The 23,442-nt window shown below is 68.9% G+C and carries 18 protein-coding genes; 12 read left to right on the plus strand and 6 right to left on the minus strand.

Going from position 1 to position 23,442, the window contains the following annotated elements:
* Nucleotides 1–41: 41 nt before the first annotated feature.
* Together ACSNOD_RS12150 and ACSNOD_RS12155 are read left to right on the plus strand one after the other, a co-directional pair.
* A complete protein-coding gene (locus tag ACSNOD_RS12150) occupies nt 42–539 on the plus strand; it encodes an MSMEG_6728 family protein (RefSeq protein ID WP_436766875.1) in 498 nt (165 codons plus the stop codon).
* Between the two features lie 109 nt (nt 540–648).
* Entirely contained in the window at nt 649–1,836 is a 1,188-nt protein-coding gene (locus ACSNOD_RS12155; protein ID WP_436766876.1) for a hypothetical protein, read from the plus strand.
* 35 nt (nt 1,837–1,871) lie between these two features.
* On the opposite strand, the gene ACSNOD_RS12160 is transcribed toward ACSNOD_RS12155, so the two are convergent.
* The gene (locus ACSNOD_RS12160; protein ID WP_436766877.1) at nt 1,872–2,840 is read right to left on the minus strand and encodes a radical SAM protein; all 969 of its coding nucleotides are present in this window, start codon (nt 2,838–2,840) and stop codon (nt 1,872–1,874) included.
* Nucleotides 2,841–3,052: 212 nt separating this feature from the next.
* On the opposite strand from ACSNOD_RS12160, the gene ACSNOD_RS12165 reads away from it, so the two are divergent.
* The 6 genes from ACSNOD_RS12165 (at nt 3,053) to ACSNOD_RS12190 (ending at nt 10,774) form a co-directional block, all read left to right on the plus strand.
* A complete protein-coding gene (locus ACSNOD_RS12165) occupies nt 3,053–5,350 on the plus strand; it encodes an ATP-binding cassette domain-containing protein (RefSeq protein ID WP_436766878.1) in 2,298 nt (765 codons plus the stop codon).
* Nucleotides 5,351–5,377: 27 nt separating this feature from the next.
* On the plus strand, nt 5,378–5,851 hold the full coding sequence (locus tag ACSNOD_RS12170; protein ID WP_436766879.1) for a MarR family winged helix-turn-helix transcriptional regulator: 474 nt from the start codon (nt 5,378–5,380) through the stop codon (nt 5,849–5,851).
* Between the two features lie 69 nt (nt 5,852–5,920).
* On the plus strand, nt 5,921–7,507 hold the full coding sequence (locus ACSNOD_RS12175) for an MFS transporter (protein WP_436766880.1): 1,587 nt from the start codon (nt 5,921–5,923) through the stop codon (nt 7,505–7,507).
* A complete protein-coding gene (locus tag ACSNOD_RS12180; RefSeq protein ID WP_436766881.1) occupies nt 7,504–8,502 on the plus strand; it encodes a fumarylacetoacetate hydrolase family protein in 999 nt (332 codons plus the stop codon). Before ACSNOD_RS12175 ends, ACSNOD_RS12180 begins: the two co-directional genes overlap by 4 nt.
* Nucleotides 8,503–8,617: 115 nt before the next feature.
* The gene (locus tag ACSNOD_RS12185) at nt 8,618–9,757 is read left to right on the plus strand and encodes an FAD-dependent oxidoreductase (RefSeq protein WP_436766882.1); all 1,140 of its coding nucleotides are present in this window, start codon (nt 8,618–8,620) and stop codon (nt 9,755–9,757) included.
* A gap of 84 nt (nt 9,758–9,841) precedes the next feature.
* Complete coding sequence (locus ACSNOD_RS12190) at nt 9,842–10,774, plus strand: VOC family protein (protein ID WP_436766883.1); 933 nt, start codon at nt 9,842–9,844, stop codon at nt 10,772–10,774.
* A gap of 83 nt (nt 10,775–10,857) precedes the next feature.
* Here ACSNOD_RS12190 and ACSNOD_RS12195 read toward each other — a convergent pair whose 3' ends face one another.
* On the minus strand, nt 10,858–11,772 hold the full coding sequence (locus ACSNOD_RS12195; protein ID WP_436766884.1) for an SDR family oxidoreductase: 915 nt from the start codon (nt 11,770–11,772) through the stop codon (nt 10,858–10,860).
* A gap of 95 nt (nt 11,773–11,867) precedes the next feature.
* On the opposite strand from ACSNOD_RS12195, the gene ACSNOD_RS12200 reads away from it, so the two are divergent.
* Nucleotides 11,868–12,554, plus strand: a complete 687-nt coding sequence (locus ACSNOD_RS12200) for a TetR family transcriptional regulator (protein WP_436766885.1) — start codon at nt 11,868–11,870, stop codon at nt 12,552–12,554.
* A 119-nt stretch (nt 12,555–12,673) separates the two neighbouring features.
* On the plus strand, nt 12,674–14,536 hold the full coding sequence (locus ACSNOD_RS12205; RefSeq protein WP_436766886.1) for a glycoside hydrolase family 15 protein: 1,863 nt from the start codon (nt 12,674–12,676) through the stop codon (nt 14,534–14,536).
* Nucleotides 14,537–14,635: 99 nt separating this feature from the next.
* Here the strand turns inward: ACSNOD_RS12205 and ACSNOD_RS12210 are convergent, their stop codons facing one another.
* A complete protein-coding gene (locus ACSNOD_RS12210; RefSeq protein WP_436766887.1) occupies nt 14,636–15,430 on the minus strand; it encodes a class I SAM-dependent methyltransferase in 795 nt (264 codons plus the stop codon).
* 835 nt (nt 15,431–16,265) lie between these two features.
* Between ACSNOD_RS12210 and ACSNOD_RS12215 the strand changes: the two genes are divergently transcribed.
* Nucleotides 16,266–17,750 carry a hypothetical protein gene (locus tag ACSNOD_RS12215; RefSeq protein ID WP_436766888.1) on the plus strand — a complete coding sequence of 495 codons (1,485 nt, stop codon included), beginning with the start codon at nt 16,266–16,268 and terminating at the stop codon, nt 17,748–17,750.
* A gap of 55 nt (nt 17,751–17,805) precedes the next feature.
* On the plus strand, nt 17,806–18,876 hold the full coding sequence (locus ACSNOD_RS12220) for a methyltransferase (protein ID WP_436766889.1): 1,071 nt from the start codon (nt 17,806–17,808) through the stop codon (nt 18,874–18,876).
* A gap of 4 nt (nt 18,877–18,880) precedes the next feature.
* Here ACSNOD_RS12220 and ACSNOD_RS12225 read toward each other — a convergent pair whose 3' ends face one another.
* The 3 genes from ACSNOD_RS12225 to ACSNOD_RS12235 form a co-directional block, all read right to left on the minus strand.
* Entirely contained in the window at nt 18,881–20,038 is a 1,158-nt protein-coding gene (locus ACSNOD_RS12225; protein WP_436766890.1) for a MalY/PatB family protein, read from the minus strand.
* 349 nt (nt 20,039–20,387) lie between these two features.
* Nucleotides 20,388–22,169 carry an FAD-dependent monooxygenase gene (locus ACSNOD_RS12230; protein ID WP_436766891.1) on the minus strand — a complete coding sequence of 594 codons (1,782 nt, stop codon included), beginning with the start codon at nt 22,167–22,169 and terminating at the stop codon, nt 20,388–20,390.
* Nucleotides 22,170–23,164: 995 nt separating this feature from the next.
* Nucleotides 23,165–23,305, minus strand: coding sequence for a hypothetical protein (locus ACSNOD_RS12235; protein ID WP_436766892.1), 141 nt, complete (start codon nt 23,303–23,305; stop codon nt 23,165–23,167).
* Nucleotides 23,306–23,442: the final 137 nt, after the last annotated feature.

A 23,442-nucleotide genomic window follows, 5' to 3' on the forward strand; every position in this document is an offset into this window, starting at 1 on the left:
GGGAGATGCGGGGCAGGGGCCAGCGGGGTAGACACGGAAGAGTGCAGACGTTCCTCCCGTATCCGTCCTTCACTGCGTGCGCCCGCGTCATGGACCAGCGCCGCCTGGGCAAACAGCGGGTCGAGGCGCTCCAGGTGCTGCGCGGGCTGACCGTGCCCGGGTACGGGTGGCGCCGGCACCCCGCGGTGCGCATGTGGATCGGCTACGAGGAGGCCCTCGTCCGGTACGGCCTGGAGGTCTGCGCCGTGTGGACGGCGAAGGGCCACCGCGACACCTGTGCCGCTTCCCTGCTCGACGGCTTCCGCGCGCTGAGCCCCGGCGCGCCCGTCCGCACGCAGGAGGAGCTGACCCTCGTGAAGGCGCTCCCGCCCTGGCTCGGCGACCCCGACTTCCATCGCAGCCACCAGTCGGCGCTCGTCCGCAAGGACACCGACTTCTACCGGGCGGTCTTCCCCGACGTCCCCGCCGATCTCGACTACGTATGGCCGGCCTCCGACCGCGATCCGGAGGCGCGCCCGCCACGGGGCGGGGGCAGCTGAGCGGGGCGGCCCGCGGGAAGTCCGTGAGGGGGATCACTGCGCTGCTCCCGGGAGTTGGGACAGGATCGGCAGATCCAACGGTTATCAGTCGCGCTCCGGAGGCCCCACAGTGACCGCTCACGCCACCGCGCTGCGGCTGGACTTCCACGGGACCCGGCTCGACCTGGAGGTGGGGCCCGGAGCCGACATCGACGGCGCGCTCGCCTTCCTCGCGACGCATCTGACGGCGGAGGAGGCCGGCCGGGAGGAGGCGGGGTCCGGCGCGACCGGGTCCGAGGAGGCCGGGTCCGAGGAAGCCGGGTCCGGCGGGACCGGCCGCGAGCCGGTCGCCACCCTGCGCGTCCACGCCTTCGACCCCGAGCGCCTCGCGCCTCCGACGGGGGCCGCGTGGGAGGACGTCCACCTCCGCAGGAGCGCCAGCGCGTTCTTCACCGTCCCGGCGCGCCGGGCCCTCGTGGACGGCCGTGAGTACCTGGAGTGCGCCAGGACGGGCAGCCGCTTCGTCATCGATCGCGCCGCCCGCGCGATCGATGTGATGCTCGGGGCGGGTGGGCACATGGACCTCGTCGAGCTGGTGCGCGATCTGGTGCTGAGGCACCAGGAGAACACCGGCGTCGTGGTGCTGCACGCCACCGCCGCCTATCGGGACGGCGAGGCCGTACTGATCACCGGGGCGAAGGGGGCCGGCAAGAGCACCGTGCTCCTCGAACTGGTGGAGAACTTCGGGTATCAGGTGCTCAGCGGCGACAAGACCGTACTGCACGAACTGCCGGACGGCTCGGTCGTCGCGGCCGGCTGGCCCGACTACCCGCACCTCGGCTACGGCACCGTCGTCAAGTACCCGGGGCTGAAGGAGATCGCCGGCATCGGGGACGACTACGTACCGGCCGACGGCCACGCGTTCTCGCCGGTGGGGAAGTTCGCGGTGGACCCGCTGCCGTTCCGGGACCGCTTCCCGAGCGCGCCGGTGGGGGTGCGGGCGCCCGTCGCGGCGATCCTGCACCCGGCGATCGGCCCCGGCGAGCGCACGGTCGTCGAGCCGCTGACCGGCGGCCGCCGGGAGCACGCCGAGCTCCTGCGGGCGAACAGGGAGTCGGTGTTCGACGGCGCCGACGCCGGCTGGCACCACTACCTCGACGACGCCCGCGCCGCCCACACCGAGCGGTGCGCCCGCGTCATCGACGCCCTGGCCGGGACCCCCGCCTGGACCGTGACCGGCCCGGGCGACCTGACGGCCGAGAACGCACCCTGGTCAACATTTCCCTCGGCATCGCCCTCGGCACCCGCTTCGGCGTGAAGATCATCCGCTGACCCGCCGTGACGGCGGTCCGGTCATGTCAGGGGAAGGGGTAGTTGTTCGGGTGGCCGGTGGGGCGGGTGGGCGCGGATGTAGTCCTGCCAGGCCGGCAGCCCGTTCCGGGCGGCGCGGGCGTGGATGTGGGCGGTGACGCGGCGGACGTAGCCGTCGGGCATGCCGCGACGGGTTCCGTAGCCGGCCACCAGCCGCTGGTACAGGTGGTGGGGAAGGGCCTCGGCGGCCTGGGCGAAGAACCAGGGCCGGATGGCCGGGCTGATGCGCATGATGTCCGGCCACACGGTGACCGCCCCGGCCTCCGCGCAGGCGTCCACCAGCGCGTCCAGGTCGGCGGGGCGGTCGCCGATGTACGGGATGATCGGGGCCAGGAGCACGCCCGCCGGAATGCCGGCGCGGGCGAGCGTGTGCACCAGTTCCAGGCGGGCGCGGGGCGGGGCGGCGGCCGGCTCGAAGGCCCGGCGCACCCGGTCGTCCAGCGAGCCGAGCGAGGTCATCACCAGGATCGGAGCGCGCTCGGCCGCCTCGGCGAACAGGTCGAGGTCGCGGGCGAGCAAGGGGCTCTTGGTCGCGGTGGTGAAGCTGATCCGGTGAGCGGCCAGCGTACGCAGGATGCCGGGCATCAGCCGGTAACGGCCCTCGGCGCGCTGGTAGCAGTCGGTGGCGACGCCCATCATCACCCAGTCACCGCGGGCCCGGCCGCCTCGCAGCTCGCTCTCCAGAACGGCTGCCGCGTTGGTCTTGACGACGATCTGGCTGCTGAACCCGGTGGTGACGCCCAAACCGAGGTGGTCGTGGCCGTCGCGGGCCAGACAGTAGGTGCAGGCGTGCGAGCAGCCGCGGTACGGGTTGAACGTCCAGGCCACACCGCCCCGGGGCGCGCCGCGCATGCGGTTGAGCATCGACCGGGCGGTGATCTCGTGGAAGGTGATGTCGCGGAAGTCGGCGGACACGCCAAGGGCGTCGGCGGCCAGGTGATCCCAGCGCATCACCACTCCGGCGGAGGTTCGGGGAAGTCACGCATGCCTCATGATGCCCATCCTTTTAGGACCTTCTTTGTCCTAAAGCATCCCTATCGTGAAAGGCGTCGCAGGCCGCCCGCGTCACGCCGCCGGTCAGGCAAGGCGGCACCTCAGGGCACCGGCTCATCCGGTCCCGTCGTCTCGGGCCCCCGGCCGAACCGCCTCCTCGAAAGAAGACGATGACCAGCACCAGCACGACCACCGGCACCACCGCGACCGCGACCGCGGAGATCGTCATCGAGGGCGCGCGCGAGCACAACCTGTGTGACGTTTCGGTGCGCATCCCGAAGAACCGGATCACCGTGTTCACCGGGGTGTCGGGATCGGGCAAGTCCTCGCTGGTGTTCGCGACCCTCGCCGTCGAGGCGCAGCGGCAGCTGAACGAGACGTTCCCCACCTTCGTACGCAACCGGCTGCCGCGTCACCAACGGCCGGACGCGGATGTGATCGACCATCTGTCGACCGCGGTGATCGTGGACCAGAAGCCGATCGGGGCCAACGCCCGTTCCACCGTGGGCACCGCCACCGACATCGCGCCCATCATCCGGCTGCTGTTCTCCCGCTGCGGAGAGCCCTCGGCGGGCATGGCCACGATGTACTCGTTCAACACGCCCGAGGGGGCCTGCCCGACCTGTGCCGGGCTCGGCCGCACCGTCCAGCCCGACCTGGACCGCTTCTTCGACACCTCCCGGTCGCTGCACGGCGGAGCGCTGCTGTTCCCGATGTTCAACGTGGGCGGCGTGCAGTGGAACCTGTTCACCCGCACCGGCCGCTTCGACCTCGACAAACCGCTGAAGGACTTCAGCACTGGCGAGTGGGAGCGGCTGCTGCACGGCGAGCCGGGCTCGACGGCGGCCGGCGACGAAGGGCTCATCCGGCGCTTCGAGCGGCTCTACCTCGGACGGGACATCTCCGGCCTGTCGGCCCGTACCCGCAGGGCGGTGGAGGAGTTCACCATCCAGGGCGTCTGCTCCACCTGCCACGGTGCACGGCTGAACCAGGCCGCGCTGAAGACCGAGGTGGGCGGGCGGACCATCACCGATCACATGGCCATGGAGGTCACCGAGCTGATCGACGTGCTCGGCGAGGTCGACCACCCCCTGGGCACCCCGCTGGCCCGGCAGGCGATCGCCGGGCTGCGCCGCCTGGCCGACATCGGCCTGGGCTACCTCAGCCTCGGCCGGGAAACCTCCACCCTCTCCGGCGGGGAGAGCCAGCGCCTGAAGATGGTCCGCTTCCTCGGCTCCAGCCTGACCGGCATGACGTACATCTTCGACGAGCCCTCCACCGGGCTGCACCCCCGCGACGTCGGCCGCATGAACACCCTGCTGCGCCGGCTGCGCGACCGCGGCAACACCGTCCTGGTGGTCGAACACGACCGCGACGTCATCGCCGCCGCCGACCACGTCATCGACCTCGGCCCCGGCGCCGGCATTCACGGCGGACAGGTCGTCTACCAGGGCACCCCCGACGGACTGCGCCACGCCGACACCACCACAGGCCGCGCCCTGCGCCGCCGCCCCGCCCTGAAGAAGTCCTTCCGCGCCCCGACCGGCCACCTGACCATCGAGAACGCGGACCTGCACAACCTGAAGAACCTCACCCTCCGGGTGCCCGCCGGTGTGCTGACGGTCTTCACCGGCGTCGCCGGCTCCGGCAAATCCACCCTCGTCACCGACGTCCTCGCCCGACAGCACCCCGAAGCGCTCCTGGTCGGCCAGGCCGGCATCGCCGCCTCCGCCCGCTCCACACCCGCCAGCCACCTCGGCGTCATGGACGCCATCCGCAAGGCCTTCGCCGACGCGGCCGGCGTGCAGCCGGGGCTGTTCAGCTTCAACTCCACCGGAGCCTGCCCCGCCTGCAACGGACGCGGCGAGATCACCGCCGACATGGCCTACATGGACCCGGTCACCACCACCTGCGAAAGCTGCGCCGGCACCCGCTACGCCCCCGAAGTCCTCCAGTACACCCTGGGCGGCAAGAACATCGTCGAGGTCCTGGCCCTGACCGCCGAGGAAGCGACGGCCTTCTTCACCGAACGCACCCTCACCCGCAAGATCGGCCTGCTGAACGAGGTGGGCCTGGGCTATCTCACCCTCGGCCAGCCCCTGTCCACCCTCTCCGGCGGCGAACGCCAGCGCCTCAAGCTCGCCGGCGAACTCCACAGGACCGGCCGGATCTACATCCTGGACGAGCCCACCACCGGCCTGCACATGTCCGACACCCAGACCCTGCTGAAGCTGCTCGACCGCTTCGTCGACGCGGGCAACACCCTCCTGGTCATCGAACACGACCTGGACGTCATCGAGCACGCCGACCACGTCATCGACCTCGGCCCCGACGGCGGACGCCACGGGGGCCGGCTCCTGTTCACCGGCACCCCCGCTCAGCTCTTGGACCACCCCGCCTCCCACACCGCCCGAGCCCTCCGCGACGACCTCAACGCCACCCGCGGCGCAGTGGGTATGTTGACATAGGTATCTGGCCATACTTACGATATCCGTATGTCCCCCACCAGCGCGTCCGAGCAGGACACCCACCGCATCGCCTCCGGGCTCGCGGCGGTTCTGCCCGCGCTGCACCGGGCGCTCGACCGTCGCCTCACTCAGGACTTTCCGCACCCGAAGCTGCCCGAAGGCCAGCTGGCGCTGCTGCGGCTTGTCGGGGAACGTGACGGCATCACCGTGCGCGAGGCCGCCGAGGCGCTGCTCATGAAACCGAACAATGTGAGCGCGCTGGTCACCCAGCTGTCAGGCCTGGGGCTGCTGGAGCGCAGGCAGGACCCCGCCGACAAGCGGGTGGCGCACCTGCACGTCACGGCCGAGGCCCGGCACCGGCTCACAGCGGTCGCGGCCCTCGTGGACGGGTACGTCACCGAGGCGCTGCACACCCTCACCGACGGGGAGCTCGACGCCCTCGGCTCCGCCCTCGGCGCCCTCCGGAGCCTGGCGCGGCACATTCACCCTGTCACCGGCTGACAGCGATCGCGCGACTGCCCACGCGCCCGTAACCGCACCCTTTTCTCTTCAAGGAAGCAAGGCACTTCCATGCCCTCCACCGTCGTGGATCACTCACCCCTGCCCGCACACTCCCCACCGGCAGCCCCGCGCGGCCGGCGAGGCAATCCCTGGCTGACGCTCATCGCGGTCGCCTTCGGCCTGTTCATGGTCGGTCTGGACGGCTCGGTCGTCTCGATCGCCAACCCCGAGATCGGCCGGGACCTGCACGCGTCCACCGCCGATCTGCAATGGGTCACCAACTCCTACCTGCTGGCCCTGGCCGCCGCGCTGATCCTCGGCGGGAAGCTGGGCGACCGCTTCGGCAGGCGCACGTACTACATGATCGGTTTGGCGGGTTTCACGGCCGCCTCCGTCGCCATCGGCCTGGCGGGCTCGATCGAGGGCGTCATCGTCTTCCGCGCTCTCCAGGGTCTCTTCGGCGCGCTGTTGATGCCGAACACCCTCGGCCTGCTGCGCGCGGTGTTCCCGCCGAAGAAGTTCGGCATGGCAGTGGGTATCTGGGCGATGGTGTCCTCGGTGTCCACGGCGCTCGGTCCCATCGTCGGCGGTCTGCTCGTCGAGCACGTCAACTGGGAGTCAGTCTTCTACATCAACGCTCCGATCGGCGTCGTCGCACTCGTTTTCAGCGCGCTGACGCTGCCGCAGAGCAAAAACGCCTCCGGCGATCAGCGCTTCGACATCCCCGGCGTCATCCTGCTCGCGGCCGGCCTGCTCGTCGTGGTCTTCGCGGTGGTCAAGGGCGAGACCCGGGGCTGGAGTTCCGGCCCGACGCTGGGCACGCTCGCCGTCGGCATCGTGATCCTGCTGGCGTTCGGCTGGTACGAGACGCGGGTCGAGCACCCTCTCCTCCCGATGCGGCTGTTCCGCAGCCCCGCGCTGACCATCGGCACGGTCATCACCGCGGTCAACTTCTTCGTCCTCCTCGGTGTGATCTTCTTCGTGATGCTGTACCTGCAGAACGTGCGCGGCTTCACTCCCGTCGAGGCCGGCGTACGCACCCTGCCGCTGAGCCTCGCCTCTGTCGTCGCCTCGCCGCTGGGCGCCAAGCTCACGGAGAGGTTCGGCGCCCGGCTGACCATGCCGCTCGGCATGGTCCTCCAGGCCGCCGCCTCCTTCGCGATGCTCGGCTGGGGCGTGCACTCCTCGTACGCCGCGATGTGGCCGCCCCTCATGGCCCTCGGGCTGGGCGTCGGCATGGTGATGGCCGCCTCCTCCGACGCGATCGTGGGCAACGCGCCTGTCAGGGACGCCGGCGTGGCGGGCGGCCTCCAGGCCACGGCACTGCAGGTCGGCGGGGCGCTCGGCACCTCCGTACTCGTCTCCCTGATCAGCAGCCGGGTCGGCTCCACCCTGACCGGGGAACTGGCCGGCGCCGGCGTGCCCGCGCCCATGGCCGAGCGGATGCACGAGGCCAAGGACGCGGTGGCGATGGGGGTCGCACCCGTCGGCGGTGACATGCCCGGGCAGCTCAAGGCCGCGGTGGTCGAGGGCAGCGGCCAGGCGTTCATCAACGGCGTCCACACCGCCACCCTCGTCACCGGCGTACTGTGCCTGGCCGGTGCCGTCCTCGCCGCGATCGGCGTACGACTCGCGACCGGGAGGACATCCTCGTGAAACCCGCGGCATCTTCCCCCCTCTTCTCCGGGCCTTTCGCCCTCGGTACGTTCTCCGTCCGCGGATCGGGCGCCCCCGCCTACCCGGGCCTGGTGGTGCCCGAGGGCGAGGTGCTCGACCTGCGCGCGGCGCTGGGCGCCCCGAACCTGACCGTGGTCGCGCTCCTGGAGCGCTGGGACACCCTGCTGCCACGCCTGCGTGATCTCGCCGCCTCCCGAACGGGGGACCGGCGACCGCTCGACGAGCTGAACGTGCACGCCCCGGTCGAGCCGCGGCAGGTCTTCCAGTCCGGCGCCAACTACCGTCAGCACGTCATCGACCTGGAGATGGCGCACCGTTCGCCCGACGACCCGCGCACGGAGAGCGAGGCGCGGGCCGAGATCGCGGAGATCATGGACCGGCGTGCCGCTGAGGACCTGCCGTACGTGTTCCTCGGACTGCCCAGCGCGATCACCGGTCCGTACGACGACGTGGTCCTGCCCGACTGGTGCGCCGAGCCGGACTGGGAACTGGAGCTGGCCGTGGTCATCGGCAGGCCGGCCCACCGGGTGTCGATCGAGGAGGCCCTGTCGTACGTGGCGGGCTACACCATCGCCAACGACCTGACCGACCGTGCCTGCGTCTTCCGCCGGGACATGCCCGCCATCGGTACCGACTGGCTGCGTTCCAAGAACGCACCCGGCTTCACCCCGCTCGGCCCCTACCTGGTCCCGGCCGAGTTCCTCGCCGACCCGGGCGACCTCCAGGTCATGCTGAAGCTGAACGGCGAGACCATGCAGGACGAGTCCACGAAGGACATGATCTTCGGTGTCGCGCGCCTGGTCTCGTACGTCTCCCGGACGGCTCGGCTCCTGCCCGGCGACCTGGTGTTGACGGGCAGCCCGGCCGGCAACGGCATGCACTGGGGCCGGCTGCTGCGGGACGGTGACGTCATGGAGGGCTCGATCACCGGGCTCGGCATCCAGCGCACGCGCTGTGTCGCGGAGCAGGCATGAACCTCGGCCGTACGGGTCCGGAGGGCGCGACAGCCGAGGCTCTCGACAGCACTGAGCCGGCCTCAGGTCGCCGCCCGAGGACCCCCGCGGCCCCTCGCACGGGAGGAATCCGAACATGACCCACACCCGTACCGTCCTGGTAGTCGGCGGAGGCACCGCAGGCAGCGCACTCGCCGTCCTGCTCCGCGGAGCCGGTTTCGCCGTCGACCTTGTCGAGGCCAAGGCCGACTGGAACGCCACGACGGGCTCCGGCATCACCCTTCAGGGCAACGCCCTGCGCGTCCTGCGCGAGATCGGCGTCCTGGAGCAGGTGAGCGCCCACGGTTTCAGCAGCGACGGTGTCACCATCGTCGCCCCCGACGGCACCGAGATCGTCACGCAGGAGGACGTGCGCACGGGAGGCGACGACCTTCCGGCCATCGTCGGCATGCAGCGTCCCGCGTTGCAGAGGGTCCTCATCGAGGCCGTACGGGCATCGGGCACCCGGGTCCGGCTCGGCTGCGCCATCGACACGCTGACGCAGGACGCCGCGGGTGTCGACGTCTCTCTCACGGACGGCACGTCCAGCCGGTACGACCTGGTGGTGGCCGCCGACGGTCTGAACTCCCGCACGCGTCAGCTCATCGGTGTCACCGACAAGCCGGCCCCGACCGGCATGGCGATCTGGCGCGTTCCCGCGCCGCGCCCGGCGAGCGTCGTCCGTGCCCATCTCGCGTACGGCGGCCCGGCCTACATCGCCGGGTTCTGCCCCACCAGCGACACCACCGTCTATGCCTTCCTCGTCGAACCGAGCCGCGACCGGGCATCCATCGACCCGACGTCGTACGCCGACGAGATGCGCCGTCTCGCCGAGGGCTACGGCGGCCACTGGGACGAGATCCGGGCGTCCATCACCGACCCGGCGCAGGTCAACTACACCTGGTTCGACCGGCATCTGGTCGAAGGTGCCTGGCATCGCGGCCGTGTCGTGCTCGTTGGTGACGCCGCCCACGCCTGCCCGCCCACCCTCGCCCAAGGCGCCGCCATGGCGCTGGAGGACGTGTCCGTTCTCGCCGAACTGCTCAGCCTCGACGACATCAGGGGCGCGTCTCTGGAGAGCACGCTCACCGCCTACCGCGACCGCCGCATGCCGCGGGTGCGGATGGTCGTCGACGCCTCCGTGCGGATCGGCCAGTGGCAGCTCGACGGGGTCCGCGACGCGGACCTACCCGGGCTGATGGGCCGCACATTCGACGCACTGAAGGAACTCCCGTGACCGCTTGCACGACGACGAGCGGAAGCCGACTTCACGCCGTACGCGGAGCCAACGCGACGGCTCTCCTCCTCCGGAAGGACTGACATGCGTCTGCTCACCCATCTGCGGCACGTCGACCTCGCCGTGCCCGACTACGACAAGCAGCTCGACTTCTACTCCGGCGTCTGGGGCTTGACCAAGGTCGCCGAGGACTCCGGCATCTCCTTCCTCGCGGCCGAAGGCTCCCCGGAGCAGTACGTTGTACGACTGCGCAAGGCCGACGAGAAGCGTCTCGATCTGGTTTCGTACGGCGCCGCCGACGCGGCCGCCGTCGACACCCTCGCCGAACGCCTCCTCGCCGGCGGTGTCCGGCTGATCTCCCGGCCGGGACGCGTCGCCACCCCGGGCGGCGGTTACGGCTTCCGCTTCTTCGACGTGGACGGGCGCACCATCGAGGTCTCCGCCGATGTCGAGGCCCGGCACCACCGCCGGATCGAGGAGAAGGAGGCCATCCCGGTCCGCCTGTCCCACGTCGTCCTCAACTCCCCGGACCTGAACCGCACCAGGGCCTGGTACGAGCAGCACCTCGGCTTCGCGCTGAGCGACACCCTCAGCTCCCCGCACATGGGCGAGGTCATGCACTTCATGCGGATCAGCAGCCAGCACCACTCCATGGCCCTTGCCAAGGGCCCGCACACCTCACTCCACCACGTCTCCTTCGAGATGCGCGGCCTGGACGAGTACATGCGCGGCTCCGGCCCTGTCATGCGCGCCGGATTCCGCAAGATCTGGGGTCCCGGCCGGCACATGGCCGGCGACAACACCTTCACGTACTTCCTCGACCCGCACGGCAACACCGTCGAGTACACCACCGAGCTCGAAGAGCTCGACGAGGACACCTGGCACCCGCACGTCTACGACTTCTCGAAGCCGGAGGTCACCGACCAGTGGGGGACGGCCAATCCCATGAACGAACTGGTCGCCAAGGAGTCCTTCAACGACGTCGACCGCGGAGTGTTCACCGCCCCGCCGGTCTGAGCGTCCCGGGTGAACGAAGCCTCGGCCTCTCGACGCCCGCGTGTGCGGGGAGATCGATTGCGGAGGGCTCGCAGGCGGGTTGATCAGAGCTGGGCGGCGACGGTGACGCCGGTGAGGTGTTCGGCTTCGGTCCACAGGCGTGCCGCGACGGTCTTGTCCTGGGCCCGACGCGGTGGGCGGGTGGCGTTCGGGGGGCCGGTCAGGAGCCAGCGCGGGCCGAAGTAGCCACCGGGCGTGGCGTCGGGGCTGGTTGCCGCGTACAGCAGTGGTTCCGCGCCTTGCTCCGGGCCCTGGGAGGGCACGATCCTGGCGGCCAGCGAGGTGAACCGGTCGGATCGGCCGCCGCCGAGGGTCGGTCCCGCGTTCAGCAGGTTGGTGCGGGTGTTGCCGGGGTGCGCGCCGACCGACAGCAGCGGCCAGTCGCGCTGGGCCGCGATGTCCGCCAGGTGCAGGGTCATCATCAGGTCGGCCAGTTTGGACTGGTGGTATGCCGTGGTGGGGCTGTACTGGCGGGTGGACTGGAGGTCGTCGAAGTCGATCCGGCCGGTGGCGGCGCCGAGGCTGCTCATCGTGGCCACCCGGGGCGCGGGGGCCGACAGCAGCAGCGGCAGCAGCCTCACCGTGAGCGCGAACGGGCCCAGGAAGTTGCTGCCCAGCTGGAGCTCGAATCCGTCCGCCGTTTCCAACCGGCTGGGCACGTTCGCCACTCCGGCGTTGTTGAGCAGCAGGTCCAGCGGCCTGCCCTCGGCGATCAGATCGTCGGCGAATTCGCGGACCGACGCCAGGTCGGCCAGGTCGAGCCGGCGGACCTCGACCTGGGCATCGGGGTGCGCGGCGCGGATCTCCGCCCGCGCCTGCTCGCCCTTACCCGGGGTGCGCACGGCGAGCACCACCTGGGCTCCGGCCGCGGCCAGGCGTCTGGCGGCCTCTTTGCCGGTGCCGCTGTTCGCGCCCGTCACGACGGCGAGCTTTCCGTGTTGATCGGGGACCTGGTACACGGCCGCCTCCTAAAAGACTACTGGTCTCTAATATCTCCGACTGTAACAGACCGCCGGTCTCTTGTTAAGAGACCGGCGGTAGCTACGATGGGCGGGTGAAGTTCCAGCGCGCACGCAGCGATGAGCAGCGACTCGAACGGCGGCGGCAGATCCTGTCGACCGCCGCAGCGATGCTGACCGAGATGCCGGTCGCCAAGCTCAGCCTCAACGAGCTGAGCCGCCGAATAGGGCTGGCCAAATCCAATGTGCTGCGCTACTTCGAGTCACGCGAAGCAGTCCTGCTGGAGCTGCTGCAGGCCGAGATGCGGGACTGGGCCGCCGAACTGGGGCGCGGTTCCCCTCCGGACGGCGGAACACCGCGCGAGCGCGGGGACCGGCTGGCACAGACCCTGGCAGCCTCCCTGGCCGGCCGGCCGGTGCTGTGCGACCTGCTCGCCGCGCAGGCCGCGGTGCTGGAACACAACATCTCCACCGAGGTCGCCGTCCGGCACAAGCACGCGGCCTGGCGGAACACGCAGGCTCTGATCGAGCTGGTCCGGTGGCACCTCCCCGAACTCGGCAGTGAGGGCGCGGCCCAACTGGTGGAGACGACCGTGCTCACGGCCATGGCGGCCTGGCCGTGCAGCCGCCCCTCGGAGGCGCTGCGGGCCGCCTACGACTCCGACCCGGAGCTGGCCCCCCTGCGGATGGACTTCACCGACCTGGTGCGCCGCACGGCGGAAGTGACCGCCTCCGGGCTCCTCGCCCGCCAGGAGCCGACCTCCGCACGCCCCGCTTCCTGAGCGATCACCGGCGCCGTGGGCCGTCAGGTGCGGGCACGGTGACGCGGACCGACAATGGTGGGCATGAGCCGTATGGACGACGTGGAGGTCGAGGCGGCGATCGCGGAGGCCAGGGCCGGATGACCTGCGAGAGCCTCCGCCCCAGCAAGGCGAACGCGCCCCGCTATCTGCCCATCGCCGAGCACGGCCTGATCGGCGATATGCGTACGGCTGCGCTCATCGGGACGAACGGCACGATCGACTGGTACTGCTGCGCGCGTTTCGACGCACCGAGCGTCTTCGCGGCGATCCTGGACGCCGACCACGGCGGGGCCTTCGAGCTCGCCCCGGACGTGCCTGCCCGGACGAAGCAGTTCTACTTCCCCGACACCAACATCCTGATCACCCGGTTCTTCGCGGACCACGGCGTCGGTGAGGTCCAGGACTTCATGCCGATCGTCGACGACTCGCGGGAGGCGGACCGCCACCGTCTGATCCGGCGGGTGCTGTGCGTCCGTGGGACGCTGCCGTTCAGCGCCCGGGTGGCACCGCGCTTCGACTACGGGCGGCAGACGCACACCGTGAGCGTCCGGCACGGCCATACGGTCTTCACGTCCCCGGATCTGTGCCTGTGTCTGACTTCCAGCGTCCCGGTCGGGATCGACGGTCCGGACGCCCGGTCCTCCTTCACGCTGCGGGAGGGCGAGGCGGCGGTGTTCACGCTGGACCGGATCTGCGGCGGGGCGGAGCCGCGGGGCTGCACGGCCCTGGAGGCGGAGGAGCTGTTCGGCGCCACGGTGCGGTACTGGCGCCGCTGGCTCTCGCACTCCCGCTACCGGGGACGGTGGCGGGAGACGGTCCACCGTTCCGCGCTCACCCTCAAACTCCTCACGTACGCCCCGACCGGTGCCATCGTGGCCGCTCCGACGACCAGCCTGCCCGAGCAGATCGGCGGCGAGCGCAACTGGGACTACCGCTATGTGTGGGTGCGGGACGCCGCGTTCTGCCTCTACGCGCTGCTCCGGCTGGGATTCACCGACGAGGCCAAGGCGTTCGTGGGTTTCCTGTCCGAGATCATCCGCGCCAGGTGCGGGTCCGGACCCGGCACGGGGGTCGGTGCCGGGGCCGAGGGTCCGCTGCAGATCATGTACGGGATCGATGGCAGAAGTGAGCTCCCGGAGGAAGAACTGCCCCATCTGGAGGGCCATCTGGGCTCGTCGCCCGTCCGTGTCGGCAACCGCGCCGTCACACAGCTCCAACTGGACATCTACGGAGCCCTCATCGACTCCCTCTACCTCTACGACAAATGGGGGGAGCCGCTGTCCAGCGACGACTGGGACACCATCGGCGCGCTGGTCAACTGGGTCTGCGACCACTGGGACCAGCCGGACGAAGGCATCTGGGAGACCCGCGGGCAGGCCCAGTGCTTCCTCTACTCGCAGCTGATGTGCTGGGTCGCGATCGAGCGGGCGATTCGGATCGCCCGCCACCGCGGCCTGCCGGCGGACATGCTGCGCTGGATTCGAGCACGTGATGCGATCTATCGGCGGATCATGGAGCGCGGCTGGTCCGCGGAGCGGAGGGCATTCATCCAACACGAGGGCGAAGACGTCCTCGACGCCGCCGTCCTGATGATGCCGCTGGCCAAATTCATCTCGCCCACCGACCCGAAGTGGCTGGCCACCCTCGATGCCCTGGGGGAGGGCCTGGTGTCCGACTCCCTGGTCTACCGCTACGACCCGCAGCGCAGTCCGGACGGTCTGCGAGGGGAGGAGGGCACCTTCTCGATCTGTTCCTTCTGGTACGTCGAGGCGCTCTGCCGCGCCGGCCGGGTGGACGAGGCCCGGCTGGCCTTCGAGAAGATGCTCACCTACGGCAACCACCTCGGCCTCTTCGCCGAGGAGATCGGCCGCACCGGCGAACAGATCGGCAACTTCCCCCAGGCCTTCACCCACCTGGCACTGATCAGCGCCGCGTTCAACCTCGACCGGGCACTGGGGTGAGGCGGGCACGGCCCTGGAAGAGCCCGAGCTTCTTCGGCGAGTAGGACACCAGCGTCGTCCGCACCCGGCCTGAGGGGGAGGCACCGCTCCTCCATCGCATCAGGGTTGACATTCCCGTCCACGATCAAGGGGAAGCTTCACGTCGCGCCGATCAGCCGTGACCGTCCAGACGGGGAGCGGAAATAGGGCTTCCTCCCCTTCGGCGGTACTCGTTGGGGCTGCGGCGTCGAAGAGTTCGAGTTCTGCTGTTCGTTTCAGACCTTCTCGGATTTCGCGGGTCCACCGGGTCCGATATGTGCCGACGGCGATGGAAGAGATGTCCCATCCGCTGGAGTCGAGCGTTTGGTGCAAATTGCTCTGGCTTATGCGGAATGGTCCTGGTAGCCCCAGGGGCGCTTGGTCGGATAAGCAGATGAGCAGGAGCCGGGCGTTACTGCATGCTTGCTTATGCAATTGCGCCATGTATGCATGTCGTTGCGCTTCGGTCAGGCAGTGGTAGAGGCAGCTGTCCAGGATGGTCTGGAAAGGACCTTGTCCACCCAGGTCTATGGACAAGGCGTCAGCGGTGATAAACGTGGCGCTGCCGGTCCCGAAGGTTCGGCTGCCTGCCATGGCGCGGGCCATCTCCACGGCGGATTCCGACCGGTCGAACCCGACGACGGTCAGACCCTGTTCGGCGAGGTACAGGCTGTTGTGGCCATGGCCGCAACCGGCGTCTAAGACCGGTCCAGTGATCATCCCCTCGTGATACCACTGGATCACCAGCGGCTGAGGCCCTCCGATGTCCCAGACTGGGCGGGATGAACCCGTTCCATCCCTGGCCTGTTCGCGATACAGGTTTTCGTACTCTTCGGCGGATAGTTCGAATTCGTTTCCCCTGTGAACGATTGGCATCGATCGCGGTCCTTTCGAGAGGATGATGTTGTTCTCAAAGGTGCTGAGTGCCTCGCGTTTCCCGGTGCGGATTCCCGCCGCCCCGCAGTCAGCTGTCCGGCGTCCATCGACCCGACATCGCCTAGCCTGGGTGTGGTGCGGGTATCACCCAGGAGATCCCCTACAGCGTTTCCCGTACAGCACCCGGAAGGGCGGACTCGTGGCTCCCCGTGCAACCTTGTTCCCTTGTGAAGGACCACCGCGTTTGAACGGGTCTACCGTCCTCGTGCACGGTAAGCGGTGATACGCCGAGAGGGCGTTCGGCTTGGGGCCGCCCAGCGTGCGTCGGTGTCGTAGGGGGAGACCAGGCGGTAAAGGTCCTGGGGCCCACCGGCAGATCGTTGACCCGGCGACCGGGTCGGTGGTGGCCACGGCCAGGCGGCACGGGCCGAGCGGCTGCCAGCCACCGAGGCGTGCGTCGGCGGCCCACCAGGTCTCGGCGTGGCCGTCGCGGAAGTGCCGCTCAACTGGCGTTCAGTCCGTACGACGGCCGCGACCGGCCGGCAATCCCCGCTACAAACGAGTTCAATGAACTACCGGTAGCCAGGCTGGCAGCTACCCGCCCCACGCACCCTCAGAGCACCCAACTCGTCTGACAGGATCTTAACCTGACAAAGCCCCACCGCCTTTCACAAGCGCGCAACTGTGCAACGTATTCACGCTTCCGGTTGCTGGATCGGCTTCCGTGTCGGCGGTACACCCGCTCTCCTGGGAGCCAGGTGCTGGCTGGCATGCGGTGTGCGGCGCCCGTGGCAGAACCGGCCCTTTGATCGTTGACGGATGGAGGTCGTGGTTCATGAAACAGGTGATGCGCCTTATCGAGTCGCTGGGGGAGTGCCACCGGCAGATCCCCTTCCTGCGTTGGGTGGCCGCGACTGACGACGCTCCGGCTGAGCGTAAGTTGCGGTTGGGGTTGTTCGGTGCGCCATTCGCGTTGTCATTCCGGGACGCCAACCGCTACCACACGTCGTACGGAGCCGGTACGAACCTGACCCCGCAGCAGCGGGTGTTGTCGACGCACGCGGCGGAGGACGGGACACATTCGCGGCTCTTCCTGCGGGATGCGCGGACGCTCGATTGGGATGCGCTGACTGGCTTCACCGCGGGGCAGAGTCTGTACTGGCTCACCGCGCATCCACACACGGAAACAGACCGTGCGGGGGCCATCCGGCTGGCCGCCCAGCTCGCGTCGACCAGCAACCCACGGCTGCGGTATCCGGTGGTGGAGTCGATGGAGGTCGCCGGCCATGCCTTCTTCGTGGAAGCCGTCAAGCTCGCGCGCCAGTTTGAGGAAGCGACGGGGCAGGCTCTCGTCTACTGGGGGGACGAACACCTGGCGTTGGAAGACGGGCATACGAGGGGGGACGAGAGTGTGTTCGACGTGGAACTCACTCCAGAGGAGCGGACGGCGGCCATGAGCATGGTCACCTCCCTGTTCGCTGACCAGGACCGGCGGTGCGCACATCTGCTCCACTGGGGGCAGAAGGCGGCAGTCGCGGACCCCGCGGAAATCTTCGCCATTCGGCCAGACCAAGGCAGTGGGCCAACGGCGGCTGAAGAGACGTTGTGGGAGACGGTCACCCAGCTGAATGCGCATTCCAGCCAAAAGCCATTGCTTGACTGTCTGCGTCACCAATTGGACAGCCTGGCCCACGTTTCACGAGCACATCGGACGCGAAACCAGAACGACCCGTTGTCGGTACTGCGTTCGGCTCTGTTGTTCTCGGCGGCCGAGACTGCCTGGCTGCCAGGGATCTTCCGGTACGTGCTGTCCTATCCCACACCGCTGGGCGCGGACGAAGCGGCTGTGAACGAGCTGGCCGCGAGTCTGTCCGCGGTGGTGCCGCCGGCCGGGATGTCCCAGGACTGGCGCCTGCTCTCCATGGACACCTGGCTGGAATGGGGTTTTGCGGACACTGCCGAGTTCCTGCACCTGGACGAGGCCACCGAGCCGGCCCGGGAACTACGTGCGGCAGTGACCGGTCATCTGGCCCAGGCGAGCGATCCGGTGGTGCGGGCCTGGGTCGCGTTGGCGGCGTGCGCCGGTGCTCAGATGCGGCAAGAGGCGGCTGCGGCTGTGGCTGGAGAGCTGTGGCCTGATCCCCTGGCGGCGCTGCCCCTGCTGGTCGGCCACGGCCAGGTACCCCCAACGGCCCGTGAGAGCCTGGCCCACTTGCTGAACATGCCGGTCACCGAACCAGCCGCCCGGCAGATCGGTGAGGCGATCGAGGACATCACTGCGGCCTATACACGCTGCGCCCAAGCCGAGAAGGTCTTGTAGCAAGACGACCTCGGACGGCATCGTCAACTCATTCTGTTGGGTGGGAGGTCGCCCAGTGAAAGACACTTCCGAAGCAGACACGCTGCGGGACCTGGCCGCGCTGGCCGACGTCATCACGCCCTGGGCCATCCGCGTCGCCGCCGCCCTGCGCCTCGCTGACCTCCTCGCCGACAGCCCCCGTCGCATCATGGATCTCGCGGAGCGGGCTGGAGCGGACCCGGACGCACTGGAGCGCCTGCTGCACCACCTTGCCCATCATGGGCTATTCGAAGAGCGCGAGCCCGGCCTCTTCGCCGTCACTGCGAAGGGCTCCCTGCTCGCCGACGACCACCCCTCGCGGCTGCGTGCCTGGCTGGACGCCACTGGCGCCGGCGGTCGGATGGACACAGTCTTCACCGACTTGCTGGACGCCGTCAGAACAGGCACTCCCTCCTACCCCGGCCGCTACGGCCAGTCCTTCTGGAACGACCTTGCCACCCAACCCACCCTGTCAACCTCCTTCGACGCCCTGCTGGCCCACCAGTCCGCCTCCTTTGCCGCCGAGATCGCCACCGCCCACGACTGGTCCACCGACCACCACGTGATCGATGTCGGGGGCGGCACCGGATCACTGCTCGCCGGAATCCTGCGTGCCCATCCCCACCTGCACGGCACGCTGATCGACCTCCCCCAGGTCGTCGAGCACGCCCCACCCGTCTTCAAAGCGGCAGGCGTGGCCGACCGGGCCCATGCTCTCGGCGGCAGCTTCTTCGATCCGTTGCCGGCAGATGCCGATGTCTACCTGCTGTGCAGCGTGCTGCACGACTGGCCGGACCATGACGCCGCCCGGATACTCCGCCGTTGCGTGCAAGCCGCAGGGCCCCACGGGCGCATCCTGATCTCCGAGCGCCTCATCCCCGACCCGGCGCCCCTTCCAGCCGGTATGGAGCCGGTCACCGCGATGGACCTGCGGATGCTTGTGATCGTCGGCGGCAGAGAACGCAGCCGCCCCACTTTTGAAGCCCTCGCCACCGCCTGCGGCGCCACCGTGACGAGCCACCGGCACCTCCCTTCCGGGCGCGCCCTCCTGGAACTTGCCCCCACGACCACGGCAACCACCCGGCCCGGCTGCATCCGTGGCCGATGATTCTCTAAGAGTTCGCCCGACCGTATACGCAGCTCACCATGCGGTCGAGAAGCTGGTCGAGCACAGGGCGGGAGGTGGCGAAATTGAGACGCACGAAGCCTTCACCACCCTGACCGAATCTGAGGCCAGAGCCGAGCTGGACTGCCCCTTGGTCCAGGAAGCGGCTGGCCGGGTCAGCACCCCATCCGAGGGCACTGCAGTCGAGCCAGGCGAGAGTGGAACCCTCGGGCTGATGATGCCGGATCTGCGGCAGCCGTTCGGCCAGGGCCGCGGCGAGCCGGTCACGGATCGCGGTCAGGTGCTCGCGCACTGCGGCCAGCCAGTACTCGCTCTCAGTCCAAGCGAGCAATGTAGCGTGGGCGCCCATGACGTTGACAGCTCCGTACAAATCGGTGGGCTGGTTGTCCAGAGCCGCCCGTAGCCGGCTCGGACCCACGTGGCCCACGGCGCAGCGGAGTCCGGCGAGGTTGAACGCCTTGGTCGCCGAGGTGACGGTGATCGTGCGTCGTGCGATCTCAGGCCCTAGTGAGGCGAACGGGATGTGCCGGTGCGGCATATGGGTCAGGTCGGCATAGATCTCGTCGGAGACGACGAGAAGGTTGTGTCGTTCGGCGAGTTCGGCCAGTCGCAGGAGTTCGGCCCGGCTGAATACTCGCCCGGTGGGGTTGTGTGGGTTGACAAGGAGCAGGGCGCGCACCCGCTGGTCGGCCACGGCGCTGGCGAGCTGATCGGCATCCCAGGCCCAGCCCAGGGCGGTATCACGCAGGGGGACGGGGAGGAGACGCCGATTCATCCGGGCGATGCTGTCGTAGAAGGGAGCGTAAACGGGTGTGTGCACGACCACAGCGTCGCCGGGCTCGGTGCCAAGGTGCAGCGCGAGGTTTACGCCCTGCGTGACCGAGGTGAACTCCCTGACGTCCTTGGGCGAGAAGTGCCAGTCGTAGTCCCGCGCCATGCGTTGCGCGAAGACCTCACGTAGGGGACTGCCTTCGGGCCAGGCCGGGTAGCCGAGCGCGCTCCCACCAACCATCCGCAGCAGCCCTTCCCGGATCGGCTCCGCTACCGGGAAGTCCATCTCGGCGAGGCTGGCAGGCAGCACATTGGGGGCGACCTGCCGCCACTTCGTCAGTCCAGTGTCGGAACGGAGTACCTCCGGGTCCACGTCGTCAAACCCTGCAGGCAGTATTCGTGCTCTGCTCGTGTTCGCGCTCACCGCCTCCCCTTTCGGCATTGCAGCCTCTGACTCTTGTCGTGCTCCGTTGCCGTCCTTCCCCATGTGCCGGGCCATGAGTAGGTCGTGGGCCCTCCTCATGGCCTCCTGAACAGCGGAGACAAACCATCCAAGGAGTTTCCCGCCGCTTCCGGCAACGGGTCTGCACCACTCGGGGATGTGATCCGACAGGTTCGAGCCGGTCTCACGTTGAGGAATGCGATGACGACGGTTCCTCGCGTACTCCCGTCCACCTCTGACGAAGATCTCTCACCTCCATACGGACCATCAGCATCAAGGGTCACGGTCCGGATGCCGTAGCGGCGGCGATTGCCTCTTGGTCGAGCACCGCGGCCAGTGCGTGGCGCAAGAGCGTGGTGGCCTTGTCCGTCTCGTACACCGCTTCGCTGATTCGCCACGCGATATACCCGTCCGGGCGCACAAGGAGCACGCCTGCCTCCTCGATCTCGCGGACCCCGGCCCAGTACCCGTACAGGTCCTGATATCCGGCTTCCCCGACGACGACGGTGCGTACGTACGGCAGATCGAGTTTCCGGGCCGCGTTTACCCATGCCTCCCCGGACAGGCCCGTCAGCACGGTGAACATGCCCTTGCCGGTGACGTCGAGGGTGGACACACGGCGTCCGCGTTCGTCGACCAGCCAGGCGTGGGGAATCTTCGCGCCGGGACGGGTGGTGGCCTGTAAATACAGCTGTGGGTCTCGTGCCCACGTCTCCTCGCCTGCGCGCGGGTCCGGCAGGACCGCCGAGGACTCGTACCGCTGGTTGAGCTCCACGCCGTGGGCGTTGAACTCGTAGCTCTTGAGTTTCAAGGCTTCATACAGCGCCGCGCGTGTCTTGGCGCCCTCCGGCGTCCGGGCGCGGATCTTTTCCAGTCTGGCGGCGGTGGGATCGTCGCAGTCGGGGACAGCGACCGCCTCTCGCAGTGCGGAATAGTCGAAACGGGACTGGTTGGAGCGGGCCACAACCTGCTTTCCTACGGGGACGCGCTCCTTGGAGTAGGAGTCGAGCAGTCCCCGCCCGGCGTACCCTCTCGCGACGAACGCGAGCTTCCATGCCAGATTGAATGCGTCCTGTATGGATGTGTTCGAACCGAGCCCGCTCGACGGCGGATGGCGGTGCACGGCGTCGCCGCCACAGAACACCCGGCCGTTGGAGTAGGACAGGGCACAGGCTTGGTTGACGTACCACGGTGCAACCCACTCAATTTCGGCCTGGAGCTCCGGATCTCCAACCAAGGTCCGTATCCGCTCCAAGGCACGTCCGTGGTCAAGATCTGGTTCGCCCTCGTTCAGATCGATTCCCCAACCGGCTATCCATTGGTCCCACGGGCGGGTCGCCCGGAGGAGAGCCATACCTATCTCCCCGTAGCCCGTGGCCGGATTCATGATGTAGTTCAGGGTGCTGGGCCGGTGGGCGACGTACTGGCTGAGATCGGCGGTAAAGGCCGCGTATACGTGGCCGGCCCGCGCGTGGTGGCCGACGATCTCCAGTCCGATCTCGTCCGCGATCTGTGACCGGGCCCCGTCGGCTCCGACCAGGAATTGGGCTCGTCGGGTGTATACCGTGCCTGTGGTCAGGTCTTTCAGGGTGACGGTGACCGCGTCATCGTCCTGCTCGTGACCGAGGTACTCGGTGTTCAGAGATATCTGCGCACCTCGGCGTGCGGCGTTTGTCACCAGAAGCTGCTCCATCAGGGGCTGAATGAGATCGAACATCGGGCAGGGACTGCCCTGGACGTAGTCGCCGTGGCGGTCATCGCCGGTGCCCCAGAGCCGCAATCGGGCAATCTCAGGTCCGGCGAAGCTGGTCGCGATCGTCATGTCCCCCATGAGGTCCCACTGTGTCGCGTACCGGACGGCTTCCTCCTCGACCCCGAGGTCTCGCAGCACCTCGACCGCCCGCTGGTTCGTGGTGTGCGATCGAGGCGTGGGCGCCAGCCAGTTCCAACGGGTCACCGCCTGGACGCGGACACCGTAAGTCGCCAGGGCCAACGTAGTGGTCGCGCCCATCGGACCCGTACCGACGACGATCACATCAGTGTCGTATTCGGCTGTGCTCATCCGCTCCGCTTCCCATCAATAGTCGTACACCCAGGCGGGGCCGCCTCCCGCAGTTTTACAGCCCGGCATCGCTCAGCCTGCGGACTTCGCCGAGAAGTTCAATGCCTCTGGGCGCTCGTAACGGTCGCGATGTCGGCGTATCAACGTAATTGGAGCGCGCCGCCCCTGCAAAGCCGGTGGGGCGGGTAGTTACCCAGTGCACCACCGCCCGCCGCGGGCGGCCCAGCCCTGGACGCCGCGCATGTGTAACTCGCGTTGCACTTTCGTGCGTTTGTGAATTCCGGTCGCCGGTGTAGCCGTGACCGAAGGAGGACGCAAATGTCGCACCATCCGAAGGAACAGCTGCGCCGATGCTGTCAGGTCGTTGGCCGGACCTCAAGAAATGATCTTGGTGCTGGTCGCCTTGGGGAGCGCCTGCTCGTGGAGAACACCGCTGTCAATGCGCCGTTTCTGCAAACGCATCCGGATACGAACTGCCGCACGCGCATGGGGAATCATGCGACCGGTGTATACATGACCCCATGCAAGATCCACTCACCCACGCGTACCGGCCCGTGACACCCCTGCCACACACCGCCGACACCGACGACGAGGACACTCTCCCGCCTGCCGGCCCCACTCCCGCCGGGCAGGCGGCGCCCACGGGAGTAGACACGACAGACGACGAGCACACTGGAGGGGCCCGGACGTAGACCGGCCGTCCCGCTAGAGCCCGGCTGCCAGCTCGTCGGCGGTCGTGGCGGCGAAGGTTCACCAGGTCGGCCAGTCGGACTCCCTCCCGCCGGCTCGGTGTGGGTGCCCTTGAGGAGCATGTCCAGCGTGGTGCGGGCGCCGGTGTGGCGCCCGCCGTGCTTGTCGCGCCAGGCAACGCAGATCCATGCGGGGGCGGGGATGCGGTTCTCTCAGTCCACCCAGCGGCCCGGCAGGTCGAGGTTGTCCTTCGCAGAGGCTGTGGCCTCGATGGAGCCGCCGTTGAAGCTGGCATCGACCACTGGTTACCCAGCCTGTACGCGGAGCTTGGCGACGACGGTCATATTCGGGACCGTGGCGATCGGCAGCGGGGCGACGATGAGGCCGCTGTCCGCGACTTGGTCCACCCATGCCTCGGGCAGCAGCGGCGGGGTGCGCCAGGCCACCGTCCCGTCGAAGGGGCCCCTCCGGTGGCCAGTTCGCGGTCGGGGGTGTGGGCCTTTCGGGCCTGAAACGGGTGTGTGTGGTGTCTCAGATGAGGTGGGCGGTCTGGGCGAGGAGGGCGCGGGTGTCGGGGTGGTGG

It is taken from the genome of Streptomyces sp. URMC 123 (assembly GCF_051386515.1).
GTDB lineage: Bacteria > Actinomycetota > Actinomycetes > Streptomycetales > Streptomycetaceae > Streptomyces.

Coding starts and splice junctions, on each gene's coding strand:
- ACSNOD_RS12160 (WP_436766877.1), bottom strand. CDS start 2,840: ATGCGCTGGGATCACCTGGCCGCCGACGCCCTTGGCGTGTCCGCCGAC.
- ACSNOD_RS12165 (WP_436766878.1), top strand. CDS start 3,053: ATGACCAGCACCAGCACGACCACCGGCACCACCGCGACCGCGACCGCG.
- ACSNOD_RS12170 (WP_436766879.1), top strand. CDS start 5,378: ATGTCCCCCACCAGCGCGTCCGAGCAGGACACCCACCGCATCGCCTCC.
- ACSNOD_RS12175 (WP_436766880.1), top strand. CDS start 5,921: ATGCCCTCCACCGTCGTGGATCACTCACCCCTGCCCGCACACTCCCCA.
- ACSNOD_RS12185 (WP_436766882.1), top strand. CDS start 8,618: ATGACCCACACCCGTACCGTCCTGGTAGTCGGCGGAGGCACCGCAGGC.
- ACSNOD_RS12190 (WP_436766883.1), top strand. CDS start 9,842: ATGCGTCTGCTCACCCATCTGCGGCACGTCGACCTCGCCGTGCCCGAC.
- ACSNOD_RS12205 (WP_436766886.1), top strand. CDS start 12,674: ATGACCTGCGAGAGCCTCCGCCCCAGCAAGGCGAACGCGCCCCGCTAT.
- ACSNOD_RS12210 (WP_436766887.1), bottom strand. CDS start 15,430: ATGCCAATCGTTCACAGGGGAAACGAATTCGAACTATCCGCCGAAGAG.
- ACSNOD_RS12215 (WP_436766888.1), top strand. CDS start 16,266: ATGAAACAGGTGATGCGCCTTATCGAGTCGCTGGGGGAGTGCCACCGG.
- ACSNOD_RS12230 (WP_436766891.1), bottom strand. CDS start 22,169: ATGAGCACAGCCGAATACGACACTGATGTGATCGTCGTCGGTACGGGT.